Annotated in this window: 17 protein-coding genes and 1 tRNA gene; 14 read left to right on the top strand and 4 right to left on the bottom strand. The window is 72.2% G+C overall.

What is annotated here, in order from left to right; all coding sequences use genetic code 11:
• The first annotated feature begins 5 nt into the window (after positions 1-5).
• The 6 genes from ACPPVX_RS00335 to ACPPVX_RS00310 are packed head-to-tail and all read left to right on the top strand — an operon-like array spanning position 6 to position 8,802.
• Entirely contained in the window at positions 6-1,472 is a 1,467-nt protein-coding gene (locus ACPPVX_RS00335) for a DUF512 domain-containing protein (RefSeq protein ID WP_426572882.1), read from the top strand.
• 2 nt (positions 1,473-1,474) lie between these two features.
• Positions 1,475-2,788: a ribosome biogenesis GTPase Der gene (der, locus tag ACPPVX_RS00330; protein ID WP_426572881.1), complete on the top strand. Its 1,314-nt coding sequence runs from the start codon at positions 1,475-1,477 to the stop codon at positions 2,786-2,788.
• A 19-nt stretch (positions 2,789-2,807) separates the two neighbouring features.
• Entirely contained in the window at positions 2,808-5,168 is a 2,361-nt protein-coding gene (locus tag ACPPVX_RS00325; RefSeq protein ID WP_426572880.1) for an HAD-IC family P-type ATPase, read from the top strand.
• Positions 5,169-5,180: 12 nt separating this feature from the next.
• Complete coding sequence (locus ACPPVX_RS00320; RefSeq protein ID WP_426572879.1) at positions 5,181-6,257, top strand: PP2C family protein-serine/threonine phosphatase; 1,077 nt, start codon at positions 5,181-5,183, stop codon at positions 6,255-6,257.
• 44 nt (positions 6,258-6,301) lie between these two features.
• The gene (locus ACPPVX_RS00315) at positions 6,302-7,879 is read left to right on the top strand and encodes an acyl-CoA carboxylase subunit beta (RefSeq protein WP_426572878.1); all 1,578 of its coding nucleotides are present in this window, start codon (positions 6,302-6,304) and stop codon (positions 7,877-7,879) included.
• Complete coding sequence (locus tag ACPPVX_RS00310) at positions 7,876-8,802, top strand: hydroxymethylglutaryl-CoA lyase (RefSeq protein WP_426572877.1); 927 nt, start codon at positions 7,876-7,878, stop codon at positions 8,800-8,802. Before ACPPVX_RS00315 ends, ACPPVX_RS00310 begins: the two co-directional genes overlap by 4 nt.
• 30 nt (positions 8,803-8,832) lie before the next feature.
• Here ACPPVX_RS00310 and ACPPVX_RS00305 read toward each other — a convergent pair whose 3' ends face one another.
• Positions 8,833-11,196: a polysaccharide pyruvyl transferase family protein gene (locus ACPPVX_RS00305; protein ID WP_426572876.1), complete on the bottom strand. Its 2,364-nt coding sequence runs from the start codon at positions 11,194-11,196 to the stop codon at positions 8,833-8,835.
• A 62-nt stretch (positions 11,197-11,258) separates the two neighbouring features.
• Between ACPPVX_RS00305 and ACPPVX_RS00300 the strand changes: the two genes are divergently transcribed.
• The 3 genes from ACPPVX_RS00300 (at position 11,259) to ACPPVX_RS00290 (ending at position 13,368) form a co-directional block, all read left to right on the top strand.
• On the top strand, positions 11,259-11,486 hold the full coding sequence (locus ACPPVX_RS00300; protein ID WP_426572875.1) for a hypothetical protein: 228 nt from the start codon (positions 11,259-11,261) through the stop codon (positions 11,484-11,486).
• A 46-nt stretch (positions 11,487-11,532) separates the two neighbouring features.
• Positions 11,533-13,191: an alpha-amylase family glycosyl hydrolase gene (locus ACPPVX_RS00295; RefSeq protein WP_426572874.1), complete on the top strand. Its 1,659-nt coding sequence runs from the start codon at positions 11,533-11,535 to the stop codon at positions 13,189-13,191.
• Between the two features lie 102 nt (positions 13,192-13,293).
• Positions 13,294-13,368, top strand: a tRNA-Pro gene (locus tag ACPPVX_RS00290).
• Between the two features lie 74 nt (positions 13,369-13,442).
• On the opposite strand, the gene ACPPVX_RS00285 is transcribed toward ACPPVX_RS00290, so the two are convergent.
• Entirely contained in the window at positions 13,443-14,027 is a 585-nt protein-coding gene (locus ACPPVX_RS00285) for a 1-acyl-sn-glycerol-3-phosphate acyltransferase (protein ID WP_426572873.1), read from the bottom strand.
• Positions 14,028-14,184: 157 nt separating this feature from the next.
• On the opposite strand from ACPPVX_RS00285, the gene ACPPVX_RS00280 reads away from it, so the two are divergent.
• The gene (locus ACPPVX_RS00280; RefSeq protein WP_426572872.1) at positions 14,185-15,354 is read left to right on the top strand and encodes a hypothetical protein; all 1,170 of its coding nucleotides are present in this window, start codon (positions 14,185-14,187) and stop codon (positions 15,352-15,354) included.
• 3 nt (positions 15,355-15,357) lie between these two features.
• Here ACPPVX_RS00280 and ACPPVX_RS00275 read toward each other — a convergent pair whose 3' ends face one another.
• Positions 15,358-16,734, bottom strand: coding sequence for a diguanylate cyclase domain-containing protein (locus tag ACPPVX_RS00275; RefSeq protein ID WP_426572871.1), 1,377 nt, complete (start codon positions 16,732-16,734; stop codon positions 15,358-15,360).
• A 96-nt stretch (positions 16,735-16,830) separates the two neighbouring features.
• Between ACPPVX_RS00275 and ACPPVX_RS00270 the strand changes: the two genes are divergently transcribed.
• Genes ACPPVX_RS00270 through ACPPVX_RS00260 form a run of 3 tightly spaced genes read left to right on the top strand, consistent with a single transcriptional unit; the run spans position 16,831 to position 19,891 of the window.
• On the top strand, positions 16,831-17,595 hold the full coding sequence (locus tag ACPPVX_RS00270) for a hypothetical protein (protein ID WP_426572870.1): 765 nt from the start codon (positions 16,831-16,833) through the stop codon (positions 17,593-17,595).
• 11 nt (positions 17,596-17,606) lie between these two features.
• Entirely contained in the window at positions 17,607-18,341 is a 735-nt protein-coding gene (locus tag ACPPVX_RS00265) for an SOS response-associated peptidase (protein WP_426572869.1), read from the top strand.
• Complete coding sequence (locus ACPPVX_RS00260; RefSeq protein WP_426572868.1) at positions 18,338-19,891, top strand: DUF2079 domain-containing protein; 1,554 nt, start codon at positions 18,338-18,340, stop codon at positions 19,889-19,891. Before ACPPVX_RS00265 ends, ACPPVX_RS00260 begins: the two co-directional genes overlap by 4 nt.
• Here the strand turns inward: ACPPVX_RS00260 and ACPPVX_RS00255 are convergent.
• Positions 19,879-20,307: an HIT family protein gene (locus tag ACPPVX_RS00255; RefSeq protein WP_426572867.1), complete on the bottom strand. Its 429-nt coding sequence runs from the start codon at positions 20,305-20,307 to the stop codon at positions 19,879-19,881. The two genes, ACPPVX_RS00260 and ACPPVX_RS00255, sit on opposite strands and share 13 nt — an antisense overlap.
• A 70-nt stretch (positions 20,308-20,377) precedes the next feature.
• On the opposite strand from ACPPVX_RS00255, the gene ACPPVX_RS00250 reads away from it, so the two are divergent.
• Positions 20,378-21,025 (top strand): CDP-alcohol phosphatidyltransferase family protein, encoded by a 648-nt coding sequence (locus ACPPVX_RS00250; RefSeq protein WP_426572866.1) that lies wholly within the window; start codon positions 20,378-20,380, stop codon positions 21,023-21,025.
• The last annotated feature ends 24 nt before the right edge of the window (positions 21,026-21,049 follow it).

Raw genomic sequence — 21,049 nt, 5'->3', positions numbered from 1 at the left:
CCCCTATGTCTGCGCCCCGAGTCCTCGCTGTCGCGCCCGGTTCGCCGGCCGCGCTCGCTGGGGTCCACGTGGGCGACGAGGTGGTGGCCGTCGACGGCGAGCGCCCCCGAGACATCATCCGCTGGACCTGGCTGACCGACGAGCCCGATCCGGTGCTCGACATCGCGCGCGGCGGCCTGGAGCTGTCGATCGAGGTGGAGAAGGCTGCCGGCGAACCGCTCGGCATCGACGTGCACTCCGCGCTGTTCGACCAGCTGCGCACGTGCGACAACCACTGCGAGTTCTGCTTCATCTACCAGCTCCCGCCCGGGATGCGGAAGAGCCTCTACCTCAAGGACGACGACTACCGGCTGAGCTTCCTGTACGGGAACTTCACCACGCTCACCCGGTTCACCGAGGCCGACCTGGAACGGGTCATCACCGAGGGGCTGTCGCCGCTCAACGTCAGCATCCACGCGTTCGACCCCGCGGCCCGCAACGACCTGCTGCGCAACCGGCGCGGCGGCCCGAGCCTCCGTTGGCTGCGGGCGCTGCTCGACCACGGGATCGAGGTCCACGGCCAGATCGTCTGCTGCCCCGGCCTCAACGACGGCGCTGTGCTCGACGAGACGCTCGCCAGCGTGCTCGAGCACTACCCCGAGCTGGCCAGCATCTGCGTGGTCCCGCTGGGCATCTCGCGCTTCAACACCGAGCCTCGCATGCGTGCCACCACCCAGGCCGAGGCCGCCGCCGTGATCGACTGCGTGCACGACTGGCAGGAGGTCTACCTGCAGGTCCTCGGCCGCCGGTTGGTCCAGGCCTCCGACGAGTACTACCTGCTCGCGGGGCGCCCGTTCCCCGAGCCAGAGGCCTACGAGGGCTTCGCCATGCACGAGGACGGCGTCGGCATGGCCCGCACGTTCGAGCTCGAGTTCTCCGGCCGGGCGGCCACGTCCACCGGTCCCCAGTCGGGCTTCTTCGCCTGGGCCGACACCACCACCGACGAGCCGGCTGCCGCTCCCGCGCCGATCGCCGTCGGCGGCCGCTACGAAGCCGCCGGCGACTACGGCGCCCCGGCCGAGGGCTACCGCGCCATCCGGGTCGACGAGCGCGCGGTCGAGCCCGCCGGATCCGGCGGGGGCGTCGCGGTCGCGCTCAAGCCCCGCAAGGGCGCACCCACCGCCGTGCTCACCAGCACCGCCGGCGCGGCGATCATCACGCCGCTGGTCGAGTCGCTGGGCCGACCCACGGTCCGGGTGCTGCCCGTCGAGAACCGGTTCTTCGGCGGCACCACCTCGGTCACCGGCCTGATGGTCGGCGAAGACCTCGCCCGCGTCCTGGCGCTGGAGCCCGAGACGCACCGCTACCTCTTGCCCGACGTCTGCCTCTCCGGCGGTCGGTTCCTCGACGGCACCAGCCCTGCCGACCTGCCGCGCGCGGTGGAGATCATCCCTACTGACGGCGCTGCGCTGCGCCGGGCCTTGGAGGCCTGACCATGTCCGAGCTCCCCATGGTGGCCATCATCGGCCGCCCCAACGTCGGCAAGTCCACGTTGCTGAACCGCATCGTCGGCAAGCGCGTGGCCATCGTCGAGGAGCTGCCCGGCGTCACCCGTGACCGCAAGGAGGTGGAGGCCGAGTGGATCGGCACCCACTTCCGCCTCGTCGACACGGGCGGCTGGATGCCCGGCGGCTCCGCGCTCGACGAGAAGGTCAGCCGCCAGAGCGAGCAGGCCATCAAGGAGGCCGACGCCCTGATCCTGGTCACCGACGTCTCGATGGGGATCACCGAGGAGGACGCCCGCATCGCCGAGCTGCTCCGCCACGCCAACCAGCCCGTGTTCCTGGTGGCCAACAAGGTCGACGATCCCAGCTGGGAGGCGGCCATGTGGGAGCTGCTCGGCCTGGGGCTGGGCAACCCGTGGCCGGTGAGCGCGCTGCACGGCCTCGGCACCGGCGACGTCCTCGATGCGTTGGTCGACGTGCTCCCGCAGCCCGACCTCGACCCCGAAGAGGAGCTGGTCGACACCGGTGACGAGCGGGTGTTCGCCGTCGCCCTGGTGGGACGGCCCAACGTCGGCAAGTCCACCCTGTTCAACCGGCTCATCGGCGAGGACCGCTCCGTGGTCCACGACATGCCCGGCACCACCCGTGACGCCATCGACACCATCGTCGAGACGCCCGACGGTCCCATCAAGTTCGTCGACACCGCCGGCATGCGCCGCAAGTCCCGGATCGAGGAGAGCACCGAGTACTTCTCGTTCGTGCGGGCCCTCCAGGCCGTCGACTCGTCCGATGTGGCGCTGCTGGTGATCGACGCCACCGAGGGCGTCACCCACCAGGACCAGCGCCTGGCCGAGCGCATCGACGCCGCCGGGTGCCCGATCGTCATCCTGCTCAACAAGTGGGAGCTGCTCGGCACCGAGGCCCGCGCGGCGGTCACCTACGAGGTCGGCCAGAAGCTGGCGTTCCTGGGCGAGAGCGAGGTCATCCGCATCTCGGCGCTGACCGGCCGCAACGTCCACCGCCTCCTGCCCGCCCTGGCCGAGACGATCGAGGGCTACCACAAGCGGGTCCCGACCCGGCGGGTCAACGACGTGGTGTTCGCGGCGCAGTCGGCGCAGCCCGCGCCCCACGGCGGCCGCATCCTCTACGCCACCCAGGGCGCCACCGATCCGCCCACGTTCACCTTGTTCGCCAACAAGGAGATCCCGGCCACCTACCTGCGCTACATCGAGCGCAAGCTCCGGGAGGCGTTCGATCTCGGCGCCACGCCGATCAAGCTCCGGGTCCGGCACCGCTCCAACTGATCCGAGGCGGAACCCTTCGATGACCGACGCGCCGCCCGTTGTGGACGACCCGCCCCCGCTCGGGCTGACCTCACCCGAGGTCGCCGAGCGGGTGGCCAAGGGCCAGACCAACGCGGTCGACGAGCGCACGTCGCGCACGGTCGAGGAGATCGTCCGGGCCAACGTCTTCACGCGCTTCAACGCCATCTTGGCGGTCCTCGCCGTGGCCGTCCTCGCCACCGGCCGGTTCGGCGACGCGCTGTTCGCCCTCGTGCTGGTGATCAACGCCATCATCGGCATCGGCCAGGAGGTCCGGGCCAAGCGGACCCTCGACCGCCTCGCCGTGCTCAACGCGCCCACCGCCGCCGTCATCCGCGACGGGGCCGAGACCGACCTGGCGATCGCCGACGTCGTCCTCGGCGACCTGGTGGTGGTGCGCACGGGCGACCAGGTGCCCGCCGACGGCATCGTCGCCCACAGCGTGGGGCTCGAGATCAACGAGTCGGCGCTCACCGGCGAGTCCGATCCGGTGGCGAAGCAGGAGGGCGACACGGTGCTGTCGGGCACCATCGTCGTCGCCGGCCGCGGCCGCTTCCAGGCCACCGCGGTGGGGGCCGACGCCTACGCCCGCAAGCTGGCCGCCGAGGTCAAGGTGTTCAAGCGGACCAGGAGCGAGATCGAGGTCTCGATCGACTTCCTGCTGCGGATCATCACGTGGGCCATCGTGGGCGTCACCCCGCTGCTGCTCTGGTCGCAGTTCCACACGAACGAGAGCGGCGACTGGCGCGATCCGATCACCGGCAGCGTCGCGGCCCTCGTCGGCATGGTGCCCGAAGGCCTCGTCCTGCTCACCAGCGTGGCGTTCCTGCTGGCCGCCCTGGCGCTCACCAAGCGCCAGGTGCTCGTGCAGGAGCTGCCGGCGGTGGAGGGCCTCGCCCGGGTCGACGTCGTCTGCCTCGACAAGACCGGCACCCTCACCGTGGGCGACATCGTGTTCGACGCCCTGCACGTGGTCGACCCCGCGGCGATCAGCGAGGCAACGGTGGCCGAGGCGCTCGGAGCCCTGGCCGACGCTCCCGACCCCAACGCCAGCCTGGCGGCCATCGGCGGCGTGTACCTGCCCGGCGACGGGTGGGACCGCGACGGCGATGTGGCGTTCTCGTCGGGCCGCAAGTGGAGCGCCGCCTCGTTCGGCGCTCGCGGCAGCTGGTTCCTGGGGGCCCCCGAGGTGCTGCTGGCCGATGACGACCCGCTGCGCGAACAGGTCGGCGAGCTGGCGTCCACCGGGCGCCGCGTGCTGCTCGTGCAGCACCACGACGGGCCGCTGCAGGGGGAGGTCCTGCCCGCCGACCGCACATCGGCGGCGCTGTGCACCCTCGCGGAGCAGGTCCGTCCCGATGCGGCCGAGACACTCGCGTTCTTCGCCGAGCAGGGCGTCGACATCAAGGTGATCTCCGGCGACAACCCGACCACGGTCGGGGCCATCGCCACCGAGGTCGGCATCGACGTGGGCACCCCCGTCGATGCCCGGACCCTCGGCGACACGGCCGAGGACCTGGCCGAGGCGGTGGCCACCACCACGGTCTTCGGCCGGGTCAGCCCCAAGCAGAAGCAGGCCATGGTCCGGGCCCTCCAGGACGAGGGCCACGTGGTGGCCATGACCGGCGACGGCGTCAACGACGCGCTGGCCCTCAAGGACGCCGACATCGGCGTCGCCATGGGCAACGGCGCCCCCGCCACCCGGGCGGCCGCGCAGCTCGTGCTGCTCGACGGTCAGTTCTCCCGGCTGCCCACCGTGCTGGCCGAGGGCCGCCGCGTCATCGGCAACATCGAGCGGGTGGCGTCGCTGTTCATCTCGAAGAACACGTACGCGTTCCTGCTGATCCTGCTGGTCAGCATCGCCCGCCTGCCCTACCCGTTCAGCCCCCGGCACCTCACGCTCATCAGCTCGGTCACCATCGGCATCCCGGCGTTCGCCCTGGCCTTCGCCCCGAACACCGCCCGCTACCGGCCCGGGTTCCTGCGCAGGGTGCTGTCGTTCGCCATCCCCGCCGGCACGATCTCGGCGTTGGCGATCTTCTCGTCGTACCTGCTCGCCGACGCCGAGAACCTCACGAAGATCGAGCGCCAGACCGCCGCCACCATCGCCGCCCTCTGCGTCTCGCTCTGGATCCTCGCCGTGCTCGCCCGCCCCTACGACCGCTGGAAGCTCGCGCTCCTGTGGGCGATGGCGGGCATCGCGGTGGCCGCCATCGCGATCCCGCCGGTCCGCGACTTCTTCCAGCTCTCGATCCCCACCACGTTCCTGCCCCAGGCCCTCGCCATCGGCGCCGCCGGGGCGGTCGGCATCGAGATCACCTACCGGGTGTCCTCCCGGTGGTCCGACCGGGCGCAGCGGTAGCATCGCCAGACCATGAAACATCCGCTGTTGCTCGTGGTGGCTGCTGCCTGTGCCGTTGCGGCAGCGGTGTGGGCGCGGTCTGCGCTGCGCCTGCGCAAGGTCGCTCGGCGCGCCGAGGGCGAGTTCGGGCGCGAGTCCGATGCGGCCACCATCGCCCGCTCGGCGTTCCGCAAGGACGTCCACTCCACCGTGCTCTACACGGTGCTCACCATCGCCAGCGCCGGTGGCGCGTTCCTTGAGCGCGGGTCCACGCTGCTGTTCGCGCTCGTGCTCATCCCCGTGGCCGTCTCGGTGGTGTACGGCCGAGACTTCGTGCGCGACTCGCGCCTGGCCGAGAGCCGGCTCGCCCTGGAGCGCCGCGCCGAAGAGGTGCTGTCGCAGGAGGACCTCGCCCCGCGCCGCTGGGCCGAGCGCCTCGCCCCCGAGACCCTGCCCGACATCACCGGGTTCACCGCCGGCTCGGTGTACCAGGCCGGCACCGGGATGATGGCCGGCGACTTCTACGACGTGTTCCGGGTGGCGCCCACGCGCGTGGTGGCCGTCATCGGCGACGTGACCGGGCACGGCATCGAGCCGTCGATCACCGCCTTCCAGGCCAAGTACCTGCTGCGCGTGTTCCTCCGGCAGTTCCGTGACCCGGCGCAGGCGCTCGAGGAGCTCAACGCCCAGCTGTCGGCGCTGGGCCGCGAGGAGGAGATGATCTCCCTGTGCGTCGTGGTGTTCGACACCGACGCCGGCACCATCCGCTACGCATCCGCCGGCCACCCCGCCGTGTGGCTGTGGCACGAGCGAGACGTCCGGCCGCTGCGCAGCACCGGGCCGCTGCTCATGCTCGACCCGGACGGCACGTACCTCTCCCGGGAGCTCACGCTCGACTCCGGCGATCTCGTGCTGCTGTACACCGACGGCCTGTCCGAGGCACGCGCCGGAGACCAGATGTTCGGCGAGGAGCGCATCGCCAACGCCATCCGGCGAGACCCGGGCGCCGATCCCGAGATCATCGTGAAGTCGCTGCTCGAAGCGGCGCGCGACTTCGCCCGGGAGCCCATCACCGACGACATCGCCATCCTCGCCGTCCGCCGCGAGTAGCTGCTCGAGCGGGTCCGGAGGAGGGCGATCACTAGGATCCGGCGGTGACCGACGAACCGCCAGCCACCTCGCCGACCGACCACCCCTCGGGCGATCCCACCGACAGCCAGCGGGTGGCCGCCGCCGCCGAACGGGCCCTGGCCGGCAACCTGGCCAAGGTCGGCGACAAGCTCGAGAAGCAAGGGAAGCTCTTCGTCCGCGACCGCCTCGCCCTGCTGCTCGACGCCGGATCGTTCGTCGAGGACGCCCTGCTCGCCAACACCTCGGCCTCCGACCTCCCCGCGGACGGCGTGGTCACCGGGGTCGGCCAGATCGACGGCCGCTCGGTCGTCGTGGTGGCCAACGACCCCACGGTCAAGGCCGGCTCGTGGGGGGCCCGCACCGTCGAGAAGATGATCCGGGCCGCCGAGTACGCCCTCAAGCACGAGCTGCCGATCTTCTGGCTGGTCGACTCGGCCGGCGCCCGCATCACCGATCAGGTCCAGCTGTTCCCCGGCCGCCGCGGCGCCGGGCGGATCTTCTACAACCAGGTGAAGCTGTCGGGCCGCGTCCCGCAGATCTGCTGCCTCTTCGGCCCGTCAGCCGCTGGTGGTGCCTACATCCCGAGCTTCTGCGACATCGTGATCATGGTCGAGGGCAACGCCTCGATGTACCTGGGCTCGCCCCGCATGGCCGAGATGGTCATCGGCGAGAAGGCCACCCTCGAGGAGACCGGCGGCGCCCGGATGCACGCCACCGTCTCGGGCTGCGGCGACAACCTGGCGGTCGACGACGAAGACGCCATCGACCAGGCTCGGGCCTGGTTCACGTACTTCCCGACCACCTGGCGCCAGGATCCGCCCCGCTACGCGCCGGCCGGTCCCTCAGCGCCGCTGCACGCCGACTCGATCCCGAGCGACGACAAGGCGGCCTACGACATCCACACGGTCATCGACGGCCTCGTCGACGCCGAGAGCTTCTTCGAGATCAAGCCGCTGTTCGCGCCGGAGCTGGTGACGGGCCTCGGGCTCGTCGACGGCAAGCCGGTCGGGTTCGTGGCCAACAACCCGATGGTGAAGGGCGGGGTGCTGTTCACCGACACCGCCGACAAGGCGGCGCGGTTCGTCCTGCTCTGCGACGCCTTCAACATCCCGCTGGTGTTCCTGGCCGACGTGCCCGGGTTCATGATCGGCACCCAGGTCGAGCGGCAGGGGATCATCCGCCACGGCGCCAAGATGGTCACCGCCATCTCCGAGGCCACCGTGCCCAAGCTCTGCATCGTGCTCCGCAAGGCCTACGGCGCCGGGCTCTACGCCATGGCCGGGCCGGCGTTCGAGCCCGAGGCCACCATCGCCCTGCCCACCGCCAAGATCGCGGTCATGGGTCCCGAGGCCGCGGTCAACGCCGTGTTCGCCAACAAGATCGCCGCCATCGAGGACCCCGCCGAAGCCGAGGCGTTCGTGGCCGAGCAGCGGCGCATCTACGAGGAGGACGTCGACATCTTGCGCCTGGCCTCGGAGCTGGTGATCGACGCCATCATCGAGCCCGCCGACCTCCGCACCGAGATCATCCGCCGGTTCGAGCGGGCCGAGGGCAAGGACCGGCACTTCTCCGACCGGCGCCACGGCGTCCCCCCGGTGTGACCATCCCCGCCGGCCTTCCGGCCACCGTCACCATCCGCGACGTCGGGCCCCGAGACGGCCTCCAACCCGAGGAGCCGGTGCCGGTCGCGGCGCGCGTGCGCCTCGTCGAAGCGCTGATCGCCGCCGGGCTCACCCACATCGAGATCGCCGCGTTCGTGTCGCCCAAGGCGGTGCCCGCCATGGCCGGCGCCGGTGAGGTGTTCGCGGCGGTGGGCCCTCGCGAGGGCCTCGTGCGCGCCGCCCTGGTGCCCAACGCGCGCGGCGCGCAGCTGGCCCTCGAGGCCGGCGCCGACGAGCTCACCGTCACCATCTCCGCCTCGGAGGTCTACAACGAGCGCAACGTGAAGATGTCGACGCAGGAGTCCGAGGGCTCCATCGCCGAGATCGCCCGGCTCGCCGATGCCGCCGGGGTCGAGGTCGATGCGGTCATCTCCTGCGCGTTCGGCTCGCCCTACGAGGGCGAGATCGCCCCGGTCGCCATCGCCGCCCTGGCCGGCCGCCTGGTCGACGCCGGCGCCACGTCCATCACCTACGCCGACACCACCGGCATGGCCACGCCCCGACGGGTCCACGAGGTGCTCGGCGCGGTCAGCGCCGGCGGCGTGGTGGGGGAGCGGCCCGGGCTGCACCTCCACGACACGCGCGGCACGGCGCTGGTCAACGCCTACGCCGCCCTGCAGCACGGCATCGACCGGTTCGACACGTCGGTCGGCGGTCTCGGCGGCTCTCCGTTCGCCCACGGGGCGGGGGGCAACCTCGCCACCGAGGCGCTGGTCGCGATGCTCGACGACCTGGGTGTCCGCACCGGCATCGCCATCGAGCCGCTCATCGAGGCGGCGACGATCATCGAGGAGCTGGTCGGCCGACCGGTCCCCAGCGGCGTGGCCCACCACGGCCCCCGCTCCCGCGCCTACCGGAGCTGACCCGAGCACATCCTTCGCCGTCGACGACGCTCAGGCCAGGCGAGGGGCGGTGGGGAGGAGCTCGGCCAGGGCGGCGGTGAACACGTTGGGGTCCCAGTGCTCGATGGGCTCGGGATCGGGCGCGGCGATCAGGTCGGCGACCGCCGCCGCGGCGGCCTCGGGGTTGTCGAGCTCGACCACCCGCACACCGGTGGAGCGCTTGAGCCCCCGGATGCGGAGGCGGTCGTACTCGTCGCCGACCATGGCCACGGCCCGGACGCCGGCGGCCGCCGCCAGCACGCTGAGGTGGAACCGGGTGCCGAGGGTGACCGATGCGCCGGCCACCAGGCCGACCGCCGCGGCATCGCCCAGGCGGACGTCCCAGGGGACGAGGTGGCCCGCGACCCACGGGTCGTCGAGCAGGCGCCGGTCGTCGTTGCCGCCGGGATCGTCGTAGCAGTGGGGGAGGAACACCAGCGCGGTGTGCTCCGGGAGGGCCTCGACCGCGTGGCGGACGGCATCGAGGTGCGACGCGTCGTTCGTGCCGCCGCGCAGGCTGATCACCGCGTAGGAGCGGTCCGGCGGGATGTTCTGGGCGGCGAGCCAGTCGGCGGCCACGGCCGCACCGCGGCCGACGTGATCGACCGCGGCGGTGGCCGGATCGGGGACGACCGCGGGGTTGATGGCGCGTCCGATCCGGCGGGCAGCGTCGGCGGAGCTCTGGTCTCGGACGGTGATGCGGCTGGAGTCGTTGAGCAGCTGCGCCAGCGCCGCGTGGTCGCGACGGACCTCGATCGGGCCGATCGACGGGCCTTCGACGAGCACCGGGAGCCCGAAGGCCCGGGCGATGAGCGCCTCGACCGCGCACACCATCAGCGCCTCTTCGGAGTACCGGCTGGCGAGGCCGCCGCCCGGCGCCAGGACGAGTGCCGACGCGGCTGCGAAGGGGGCCAGCACCTCGGCGACCAGCGGATCGGTGGCCTCGCCGCCCTTGGCCATGAGGCGGGCCTGGGTGACGAGGTCACGGGACCGGCGGCCGCCGTCGGAGCTGCGGCTGCTCGCGGGCGGCAGCGACGCCGGGCTCGGCGCCACCTCGCACCCGAACCGCTCTCCGATGTTGGTGGTGGGATGGGCCAGAAGGACCGGGACCACATCGGGGAGGTTGCGGGCCAGGGCCGCGAGCACCTGGCGGGTGATGAGGTCGTCGCCGAGGTGCGGGAACGTCGACACCCCGGTGGACACCAGGACGCGCCGGCCCGGGACCACGCGGAGGCCCACCCTGGGCTTGGCGTCGTGCCACGCCACGCCGTCCTGCACCAGACCGGCCTGGAGGTAGGCGGCGCCGTCAGGCAGCCCGACGGGCACCGGCAGGCGCACCAGGGCGTCCTCGCCGGGTGGGACGGGCCCCGGCAGGGGAGCCCGCAGCTCGAAGCCCACCTGGTTGCCGCCCGCGTCGAGGAAGCGGCCGCCCACCACCTCGGCCGGGTCGTCGCCGGGGCTCCACGTGCGACCGCTGAGGTTGACGACGCCGACGGTGACGACCGCGCTGCGCCCCTGGACCACGTTCACGGGATCGTGGGCGAGGATCCGCACGGCCGCATCGCCCGCGCTGGGCGTCGGGGTGCGGCGCGACGCGGCGGTGTCGACCAGCGCCAGGGAGGCCAGATCAGTGGGCGGGGGCAGGGGGACAGAGGACCGGCCGGCGGCCAGCACCTGGGCCGCCACCGCCGCGTCGACCGGCGGCAGGGGTGCGGTGCGGGGCGGCGTCTGGAGGCGCTCGGGCAGGTAGTAGGTGGTGCTGACCGACCAGCCGCGGTCGGTGCGGTGGCCGGGCGTCTGGTGCTCGTACGCGGTGGCCTTGGCAGCGCGGGTGGCCTCGTCGCGCACCAGCAGGTCGAGGTGGTAGAGCGGCGCGTCCCAGCAGCGGGCGCTGCCGGCCACGATCGGCGCCTCGTGGGCACCCGTGGGGAACGTGGCGATGCCGGGCAGGTTCCGGATGAGGCGCAGCGCCGGATCCGGCCACCACGGCGCCTGGTCGATCATGCGGTCCTCGCCGCCCCAGAGCCACCGGTACTGCACGTAGGCGTGGGTGATCCCCACGTCCCATCCCGGCGTCGAGAGCTTGCGGACGAGGGCATCGCTGACGAGGTCGTCCCCGTCGAGGCGCAGCACCCAGTCGCCCGTGGCCTGCTGGTGCAGCCACCGCAGGTTGGCCTCGAGCGGGTAGGTGAACTCGGCGCGCACCACGCGGTCGGCCACCTCCTGGAGGGGCCCGAGCTGGTCGACGGGCACCCGGTCGTCGACGGCCACCACGATCTCGTGGGCGGCCGGCCGCACGTGCCGCAGCGAGGCGGCGACGAGGGCGGTGGGCCCGTTGGTGAACATGACCACGGAGAGACGGGGGAGAACGGACACGACGGCCGAGGGTACCTCCGCTCACCTTGCCCTCGGACCCGCGCTCAGGCGAGTGTGTGCCCGTGCCGTGGTGTGAGACCTGCGATCGCTTCTACAACCCCAGCTCGGTCGCTCCCGATGGGACGTGTGTCACCTGCGGCCGGTTCATCGCGGAGGAGGACCCCGAAGAGGAGGCGCGCGGCAAGGCGCCGTGGCACTTCTGGCTCCTCATCGTGGCCCTGGTCCTCTACCTCGGCTGGCGCCTGATCCAGACCATCATCTGGGCCGTGACGGGCCACTGGCCCGGCTGACGCCGATCCGGCACTGACCGCCCTGGTCGCCCCCTAACCTCCGGCGATGCCTGATGCTCAGCCGTGGTGGACGTCGACCGTGATCTACCAGGTGTACCCACGATCGTTCGCCGACTCGAACGGTGACGGGGTGGGCGACCTGCAGGGGATCATCGGGAAGCTCGACCACCTCGTCGACCTCGGCGTCGGCAGCATCTGGGTCTCGCCGTTCTTCAAGAGCCCCCAGCGCGACGTCGGCTACGACGTGGCCGACTTCCGCGACGTGGCCCCCGAGTACGGCACGATCGACGACGCCCAGGAGCTGATCGACCAGGCCCACGCCAAGGGCCTGAAGGTGCTGTTCGACCTGGTGCTCAACCACACGTCGGATGAGCACCCGTGGTTCGTCGAGTCGCGCAGCTCGCGCACCAACCCCAAGGCCGACTGGTACGTCTGGGCCGACGGGCTCACCGGCCGCGACGGCAAGCCGAAGCCCCCGAACAACTGGCGGTCCGAGCTGCAGCTGCCCCGGCGGTGGCAGTGGGGCGAGGAGCGCCAGCAGTGGTACCTGGCGTCGTTCCTGTCCTTCCAGCCCGACCTGAACTGGCGCCACCCCGAGCTGCGCGCCGAGATGTTCGACATGGTCCGCATGTGGCTCGGCCGTGGCGTCGACGGCTTCCGCCTCGACATCTTCGGCTCGATCATGCACGACGAGGCCCTGCGCGACAACGACCGCCGGCCCATGATCGAGTCGGGGATGCCACGGGTGCAGGCGTCGAACCACACGGTCAACACCGACGAGAACTTCATCCTTGCCGCCGACCTCCGGGCCGTCTGCGACGAGTTCGAGGGCGACGACCGCGTGCTGCTCGGCGAGGTGTTCGGCGGGCCCGACGTCCTGCGCCGCTACGTCCACGACAAGGGCCGCGACGGCCTCCACCTCGTGTTCCTGTTCGAGTTCCTGGCCAGCACCTACTCCGCAGCGAAGTACCGCAGGCTCATCGCCCAGTTCGAGACCGACTTCCCGGCCCCCCTGGTGCCGACCTACGTGGTGGAGAACCACGACCGGGCCCGGTCGCTGTCGCGCCTCGGCGGCGATCTGCGCAAGGCCCGCGTGGTCGCCACCCTGCTCTGCACCCTCCGGGGCGTGCCCGTGCTCTACCAGGGCCAGGAGATCGGGATGGAGAACCAGTACATCCCGCTGCGCCACGCCAACGACCCGATCCCGGGCGTGGTCGCCCGCTGGCTCCCCGAGTGGCTCAACAAGCGCATGCCGGAGCGGCTCAACCGCGACGAGGTCCGCACCCCGATGCAGTGGACCCCCGAGCCTGGGGCGGGCTTCACCGCGGACGGGGTCACCCCGTGGCTGCCGATCAACGCCAACCACCGGACCCGCAACGTCGAGACCGAAACGGCCGACGCCGACTCGCTGCTCAACTGGTACCGGGCCCTGCTCGCCCTGCGAGCCGAGCGGACCTCGCTCCACTCGGGCGAGCTCACGCTGCTCGAGTCGATCGACGAGACCATCGTGTTCGTGCGCCGATCCGGCGACGACGCCGTGGTCGTCGCGGCCAACCTCGGCTCGGCCACCCTCCAGGTGCCGCTCGCCCTCGGAGGCGACGGTCCGGTGCTGCTGACCAGCGATCGCGGCGCCGTGGTGCGTCCCGGCATGGCCACCCTGCCGCCCCACGCAGCCGTCGTGATCGACGCCTCGACCTCCGCCTGAGGCCCCGCCGCCGGCCTGCTCACGAGGCGTGCCGGCCGCCGAGGCCAAGCGGACAACCGGTTCGGGGCGGCGGAACCGGCCGTACTAGGGTGATCCTCCCCACGGGCTGTAGCGCAGCTTGGTTAGCGCACTTGACTGGGGGTCAAGGGGTCGGAGGTTCAAATCCTCTCAGCCCGACGTGGAAGCAAGGGGGCCGGTCCGCAAGGGCCGGCCCTCTCGCCGTCCCAGGGCACCCGAACGGCGACGAGCGGTCAGCTGGCCTCCGCCGCCACGCTCTCCTCTTCGCGCAGGCGCGGCGGGGTGAAGCGGTCGGGGCGCAGCCCGTGCTTGTCGGCGTAGAAGGCCCGGACCCGGTCCATGTCGGCGACGACGTCGGCGGTGGGGTGGAACGACGGGCCGTACCCGCCGGTGCGGGTGGGGCCGTCGAGGTACGTCAGCACCATCGGGATGCCGGCGTCGGCGGCGATGCGCCGGAAGCCCGACTTCCAGTAGGTCCCGCGCGAGCGGGTGGCCTCGGCGGGGATGACCACGGCGCTCACGTGGCCGGCCCGGGCCCGCTCGGCGATGCTCTCGGCCAGGCCGCCGGCGTTCTCCCGGTCGACGGCGATGCCGCCCATCGATCGGAACAGGGGCGCGAGGGGCCCCCAGAACATCTCCTTCTTCCCCAGCCAGACCGGCGAGATGCCGCTGTCCCAGGCCATCGCCAGCATCAAGAAGAAGTCCCAGTTCGACGTGTGCGGGGCCGCCACGAGGACGCAGACCGGGTCTTCGGGCGGGGTCCCGGTGATCTTGTACCGGGAGATGGCGAGCACGGCTCGCGCGAGGAAGCGACGCATCCGGCACCGTACAGCGGACCGCTCCGGCAGCCCCATCCCTGGGCATCGACCCTGGCCAGCGCGCCGCTAGGTTGGGCTCGAGCAGAGGAGAGCTCGTGGGCGATCGACGACAGACGGGGCGGTTGCGTCCGATGGCAGGGCCGACGGGCGCTGCCCCGTGGTGATCCGCGCCCGCGTGGCGCCGACCTCCGAGGTCGAGCGCATCGTCGTCGACCTGTTCACCGACCACGACCTCGACCGCCAGCTGTGGTGGGAGACCCTCGACGGCAAGCCGCCGGATTCCCTCGACCGCCTCGACCCCCTGGCGATCGCGCTGCTGCCGAAGGCCATGAACTTCAGCCAGGACCTGCACCTCGAGGGCCCGGTGTCGTACCAGCTGCTCGCCAACCTCGAGGAGTTCGTCGACGCCTGGACCCACTGGCGGCCCGACATCTTCCAACGCGTCCGGATCACCGCCGAGGAGATCATCGACGACCGGACAGACGCACCCGGCCCGCTGGCCGCCACCGCCATGTGCGCGTTCTCAGGTGGCGTCGACGCCACCTACGCCACCTTCGCCCACCGCAACCGGCTCCTCGGCCGGCGCAGCCTCGACCTCGCCGGCGCCGTGCTGGTCCACGGGTTCGACATCCCGCTCGACGATCCCGAGGGCTTCGCGGTGGCGGCCCGGGCCGCGGCCGTGATCACCGGCGAGCTCGAGATCCCCTTGGTGACCATGCGCACCAACTGGCAGGCCGTCGCCGACCCCGAGTGGGAGATGTCGTTCGGGGCCGCGCTGGGATCGGTGCTCCACCTGTTCAGCGATCGGGCCGGGGTCGCCGCCATGGCTGCCGACAACACCTACAGCCAGATCACGATCCCGTGGGGCAGCAACCCGATCACCGGGCCCCTGCTGTCGAGCAGCCGGATGCGCCTGGTCCACACCGGCGCCGGTCAGACCCGCACCCAGAAGTGCGAGGCGATCGGCCAGCTCGACTCGGTGCGCGAGCACATCCGGGTGTGCTGGGCCGGCGACGACCTGGGCCGGAACTGCGGCCGCTGCGAGAAGTGCGTCCGGACGAAGGTCAACTTCTTGGCCGCAGGCCACGGGGTCGTGCCCGCACTCGGCCCGCTCGAGCCCCGTCAGCTCCGCACCCTGACCATCAGCTCGGAAGGGGCGTACGCCATCTACGCGGAGATGCGCGACGAGCTCCACCTCCTGCCCCCCGACGTGGCCGACGACCTGGTCTGGCTGCTCGACCAGCCCATCCAGCCCCACAGCGACCACGGCACCGCGGTGGCGGCGGTGGAGGGGTCGTCGTCACGGTGGCGGCGCCGCCGGGGCTGAGCGTCAGACCCCGTCGCCGCTGAGCTTCCAGCTGCCCTTGGCGGTGGCCTTGGCCGAGATGAGCGCCCCGTCGGCCTCGGCGACCAGGACCTCGCCCTGGCCGACCGCGGACCCGGGCTCGCACGACGCCATGCCGATGCTCGTGCCCACCCGCAGCACCTCGCCCCGCACGGTGATCGGGGCCCGCACGACCGCCAGCAACCGGTCGGCGAGCCGGATGAGCTCGTCGGTGTCGGCACCGGGGCAGGCCACCGCGAACTCATCGCCACCCAGCCTGCCGACCGTGTCGGTGGGCCGGACCGACGCCCTCAGGCGGTCGGCCACCACCTGGAGGACCTGATCGCCGTAGCCGTGGCCCCACTGGTCGTTGATCGGCTTGAAGCCGTCGAGGTCGAGGTACAGGACGCCGAGCGATGTGGTGGACCGGGCGAGGTGCCCGTCGACCGTGGCGAAGAAGTGCGAGCGGTTCACCAGCCCGGTGAGCGCATCGTGGCTGGCCGAGTGCTGCAGCTCCCGGTGGTGCTCCACGCGCTCGAGGACCAGCTCGCAGAGGCGGACCAGCCGTTCGGCCATCATCGTGGCGCTCGGCTCCGGGAGCCCGGGCTCGCAGCGCCAGAACACCATCACCCCGTCGGCGGTGTTCCGGCCGGAGCGACGGATGGGGTACGCCCAGCACGCCTCGAACCCGGCGGCAGCAGCCACCGAGCGCAGGGCGTCGGGCAGCTCGTCGAGGTTGCCCATCAGGACCGGCTCGGCCCTCGCCGCGGCCACGGCCCAGGGGGTGGCCAGGCCGGACACGCTGCTGAGCGTGTCGACGATGGGGGAGGAGGCCACGACCGGCCCGTCCAGCTCGGCCCCCGGGAACAGCAGGACGACCGCCGACTCGGAGCGCATCGTCTCGGCGCGCGCGACATCGTGCACCCGGCCGATGGTGGACGCGAGCGATTCGCCGGCCGCGAACGACTCCAGGATCCCGTCGAGGAGCTGGCGCTCGTCGCTCGGGCGCAGGTGGACCACCAGCCCGTTGATCAGCGGGTTGTCGAGCTGGTTGTTCGCCGTCGCCTCCATGACCACCGGGACGCCACGGGCGGTGTGGAAGCGGAGCATCGTGGGGAGGCGCAGTCCGGGGTTGTCGAGCGCGTAGCTGATCGATTCCAGGGCCAGCGGGTTCCACTCGATGTCGAGGTGGTCGAGCATGCTCGACCCCACCAGCTCCTCGGCGGTGTAGCCCGTGAGCTCGCTCATCGAGTCGTTGATCCACAGCACCTCGCCGGACGCGCTGATGAGGCCCACCACGCCGGGCACGGCGTTGAGCACGGCCAGGGCGTCCACGTCGAGCGCAGGGCCTGACGAGCCGACGGCGGAGGTGCTCGATCCCATGGGTGTCCCTGTCGGCATCGGGGCAACGTATCCAAGCGGAGCGGGGGTGGCGGCCAGATCAACCCGCCGGGGCCGGCTCGGTAGCATGCTGGCACCATGTACCTCTTCTTGACGCTCGGGATCCTCGTGGCGGCGGTCTCCGCCGGGCGCGGGGTGTGGTCCCCCTGCGGCCTGTCGATGCTGTCGTCGATCACGCCCATGACCGAGGCGGGCCGCGGCAACCGGTTCTCCGTGACCGCCCGATGGTTCCTCGCCGGCGGCATCGTCGGCGGCCTGTGCCTGGGTGCGGTCGCGGCCGGCGCCGCCTCGCTGCTCGCCCTGGCCGACCTCAGCACCACCGTCCGGTGGGGGATCGGGGCGGCGGCGGCCATCGTCACCGCCGGGATCGACCTGGGAGCGTTCGGCATCGAGCTGCCCATCTTCAAGCGCCAGGTGAACGACGCCTGGCTGCGCACCTACCGGTCGCGGGTCTACGGGGCCGGCTTCGGCTGGCAGATCGGCTTCGGCGTGGCCACCTACATCATGACGGCGGGCGTGTTCCTCACGATCGCCCTCGCCATCCTGGGTGCCAGCCCGCTGGTGGCCGTGGCCATCGGGGCCACCTTCGGCCTCGTCCGGGGGAGCGCGGTCTACATCGGGCGCAACGCCACCTCGCCGGCGGCGCTCAACCGGGTGCACGAGCGGCTCGATGCGCTGGCTCCCGCCTCACGGCGCCTGGCCCTCACCGTGCAGCTCCTCGCCGCCGTGGTGCTGAGCGGCTCGGCGTTCGGGCCGGCCGCCGGGCTGGTGGTGGGCCTGGCTTCGGTCGGGGCGCTCGTCGTGTCGGGGCGCTCCCAGCCCAGCCGCGCTGCAACGGCCTAGGTCCGCCCGCGATGTGCGGTCGGTACGTCTCGGCCTCGACCTCCGATGAGATCGCCCGGTACTTCGATGCCGAGGCCGAGCCCGAGCAGGCGCTCGAGCCGAACTGGAACGTCGCTCCCACCGACGACATCTACGTCGTCCTCGACGATGGCGGCACCCGCCGGGTCGCCCAGCACCACTGGGGCCTGGTCCCGTTCTGGGCCAAGTCGCCGTCGGTCGGGGCCAAGATGATCAACGCCCGGGCCGAAGGGCTGGCCACCAAGAGCGCGTTCAAGCGCCCCTTCGAGCACAAGCGGTGCATCGTGCCCGCCGACGGCTTCTACGAGTGGCGCAAGCTCGACGGCCAGAAGGTCAAGCAGCCGTACTTCATCAGCCGGCCCGACGGGGAGCCGCTGGCGTTCGCCGGGCTGTGGGAGTCGTGGCGCCGACCCGACCAGGAGCGCTCCGAGCGCCTGCGGTCGGCCACCATCATCACCACCACCCCCAACGAGCTCCTGGCCACGCTCCACGACCGGATGCCGGTGATCCTCCCCCGGTCGCAGTGGGAGACCTGGCTCGACCCGGACAACACCGACCTCGAGCTGCTCGGCCAGCTCCTGGTCCCCGCCCCGTCCGATGCCCTTCGCATGCACCCGGTGTCCACCCAGGTCAACAGCGTGAAGAACACCGGCCCGCACCTGGTCGACGAGGTCGCGCCCGCACCGGTCCAGCCCCGGCTGGGCGAGCCCGAGGCCTCTCCCGGGTGAACGACCGGGCCGCCGGTCCCAGCATCCGACGTCGCTGGCAGCGGTTCGTCCTGCGCCTCCAGGGGCAGCTCGACGGCGAGACCGCCGATCGCCTGCTGCCGTGGGCGCTCGCGTTCGCCACGTTCGTCCTGTTCCTCGCGCTCGACGCAGCTGCTGAGCGCTCGCTCGACGGCGGCAGCGGCCTCGGGCCCTGGCTCCAGGCCGTGTGGCGCCGCGACCACGGTGGCGCCGGGCACCCGATGGGAGGCCTCGATCCCGCCCACGCCACCTGGGCGTTCGTGGCCGAACCGGTGCTCCAGCTCGGGCGGCTCGTGTCACCCGAGGCCGTGTTCGCCGTCGTCCAGGCGGCGGCGCTGGCGATCGCCATCGTGCCGCTTTGGCGCCTGGCGCGCGACGAGGCGCGGCTGCGCGTCGGCGCCACGTCGGTCGTCATCGCCGCGTACGCCCTGGCCCCGGCGCTGCACCGGGCCAACCTCACCTCGTTCCACCCCGAGGCCATCGCCCTGCCCCTCCTCCTGTGGGCGTACCTCCAGGCCCTGCGGTCGCACTGGTACCGGTACGGGGTCCTGGTGGCGGCGGTGCTCCTGTGCGGCGCATCGCTCGGCCTCACCATCGCCGGGCTCGGGCTGGTCCTGTTCCTGACGGGGTACCGGCGGCCGGGCTGGATCACCGCCCTGGTCGGGATCGCCTGGTCGGCGGTGGCGGTGCTGGTCCTCGACCCGCAGCTCCCCACGGGGACGCTCACGCCGGCGGGCGAGTTCGTCGCCCGGGCCACGGGGCCGCTGGCCGTGGTGCCCCAGCTGCTGACGGATCCCGTCGATCAGCTCCGCCAGCTGGTGGCCGAGCCGGCGGTGCTGTTCCTCGTGCTGGTCCTGGCCCCGCTGCTGTTCCTGCCGATGGTGGCGCCGCGGAAGCTGTCGGGTGCGCTGCCGTGCCTGGCCCTGGCGATGATCGCCGACGGCGCGGTGCAGGACGCGGCCCAGCGGGGCGTGATCAACCTGTCCCCGGCCGGGGCCCACATCGCCCCGGCCCTGGCCTTCGTGTTCATCGCCCTGGTCGCCGCCCTCGAGCGCATCGGCGAGATGAGCGTCAGCCGGGTCAACGTGGACCGACGGGTCCTGTTCGCCCTGCTCGCCGGGGCGTCGCTGTTCTTCCTGACCGAGGCGCCCACGTCGCCGTACCGCCAGCCGTGGGCGTGGGGGAGCCAGGATGCGGTCGACGGCGCCCGGCTCGACGCCGCCGACCTGATCCAAGGCACGGGGCCGGTGGCCGTGTCACCGTCGAGCACCTCGCTGGTGGCCGAGCGCCCGGTCGTGCACGAGCTGCCGATCGACGCCGACACCCTGACCGATGCCCGGGTGCGCTCCAGCACCGAGGGCGTCGAGTGGGTGCTGCTCGACACCACGGGCTCCGACCGGACCACCGGCCGCCCGTTCTGGACCGACGACGACGCCGACCGCGTCCTCGCCAGGCTGCGCGACGAGGGCTTCCGGGTGGTCTACGCGGCGCAGGGCGTCTACCTCCTGCAGGCGACGCCTCAGGGCAGCTGAGCGGCCTCTGGGTGGCCCTGGGCCGCGAGCGCCGCCCGCAACCGGTCGGCGGCCTCGTCGAGCGCCTCGGCCCGGGCTCCAGCATCGGCGCGACGGAAGTCGAGGTCGGCCTCGGTCTCGATCGGGATGGCGTGGAGGTGCGTGTGGGGGACCTCGAGCCCGGCGATGATCATGCCGATGCGGCTGGGGGCGAAGGCCTCCATCTGGGCCCGGCCCACCGCCTTGGCCACGACCATGAGGTGCGCCGCCAGGTCGTCGTCGAGATCGATCCAGTGATCGACCTCCTCGCGCGGCACCACGAGCGCATGACCAGGGGCGATGGGCGCGATGGTCAGGAACGCCACGCAGCGGTCGTCCGACCACACGAACCGGCCCGGGATCTCGCCGGCGATGATGCGGGTGAAGAGGGAGGTCATGGGCCGATCCTAGGGACGGCGGCCCGCGTCGTCTCCGTGCCGACCGGGGCCGATCAGTAGGATCCGGCCCATGTCAGTGAGCGGCACCCCCGTCGCGGCCACCCCCGGCGCCCACGACCCCGATGGCCAGGATCGGATCTTCACGATCCCCAACGTCATCTCGCTGATCCGGCTGCTCTGCCTGCCGCTGTTCCTCTACCTGCTCTTCGGGAAGGACGAGCCGCTGGCGGCCTCGATCCTCCTCGGTGCGCTCGGCGGCACCGACTGGATCGACGGCTACATCGCCCGGCACTACCACCAGGTCTCGGAGCTCGGGAAGATCCTCGATCCGGTGGCCGACCGCCTCCTGTTCTTCGTCGGCATCGGTGGCATCTGGATCTACGGTGCCGTCCCGGGGTGGTTCGCCGGCATGGTGCTGCTCCGGGAGATCGTCGTCGCCGTCACCACGGTCGTGCTCGCCGCCATGGGGGCCCGCCGCGTCGATGTCACCTGGTGGGGCAAGGCCGGCACGTTCGCCCTGATGATCGCCTTCCCCATGTTCCTGGCCTCGTCCGCCGACTTCTGGCTCGCCGACCAGGCCCGGTTCCTGGCGTGGGGCTTCGGCCTCCCCGGCCTGGCCCTGAGCTACGTGTCGTGGGCCATGTACCTCCCCCTCGGGCTCAAGGCGCTGGCCGAGGGACGGGCCGATCGGGCCGCGTCCGAGACCGCTCAGGCGTGACGTTGGTCCGCACCGCCTCCACCG

This window comes from Aquihabitans sp. McL0605, from assembly GCF_049993875.1.
Taxonomy (GTDB): Bacteria; Actinomycetota; Acidimicrobiia; order Acidimicrobiales; family Iamiaceae; genus Aquihabitans.
The sequence above is the reverse complement of the archived record's forward strand: the minus strand, read 5'-3'. Positions and strand labels throughout refer to the sequence as shown.

Excerpts from the sequence above, each read along its gene's own strand:
- ACPPVX_RS00275 (WP_426572871.1), bottom strand. The coding sequence starts at position 16,734 with ATGGGATCGAGCACCTCCGCCGTCGGCTCGTCAGGCCCTGCGCTCGAC.
- ACPPVX_RS00325 (WP_426572880.1), top strand. The coding sequence starts at position 2,808 with ATGACCGACGCGCCGCCCGTTGTGGACGACCCGCCCCCGCTCGGGCTG.
- ACPPVX_RS00265 (WP_426572869.1), top strand. The coding sequence starts at position 17,607 with ATGTGCGGTCGGTACGTCTCGGCCTCGACCTCCGATGAGATCGCCCGG.
- ACPPVX_RS00335 (WP_426572882.1), top strand. The coding sequence starts at position 6 with ATGTCTGCGCCCCGAGTCCTCGCTGTCGCGCCCGGTTCGCCGGCCGCG.
- ACPPVX_RS00250 (WP_426572866.1), top strand. The coding sequence starts at position 20,378 with ATGTCAGTGAGCGGCACCCCCGTCGCGGCCACCCCCGGCGCCCACGAC.
- der (WP_426572881.1), top strand. The coding sequence starts at position 1,475 with ATGTCCGAGCTCCCCATGGTGGCCATCATCGGCCGCCCCAACGTCGGC.
- ACPPVX_RS00255 (WP_426572867.1), bottom strand. The coding sequence starts at position 20,307 with ATGACCTCCCTCTTCACCCGCATCATCGCCGGCGAGATCCCGGGCCGG.
- ACPPVX_RS00285 (WP_426572873.1), bottom strand. The coding sequence starts at position 14,027 with ATGCGTCGCTTCCTCGCGCGAGCCGTGCTCGCCATCTCCCGGTACAAG.
- ACPPVX_RS00270 (WP_426572870.1), top strand. The coding sequence starts at position 16,831 with ATGTACCTCTTCTTGACGCTCGGGATCCTCGTGGCGGCGGTCTCCGCC.
- ACPPVX_RS00320 (WP_426572879.1), top strand. The coding sequence starts at position 5,181 with ATGAAACATCCGCTGTTGCTCGTGGTGGCTGCTGCCTGTGCCGTTGCG.
- ACPPVX_RS00295 (WP_426572874.1), top strand. The coding sequence starts at position 11,533 with ATGCCTGATGCTCAGCCGTGGTGGACGTCGACCGTGATCTACCAGGTG.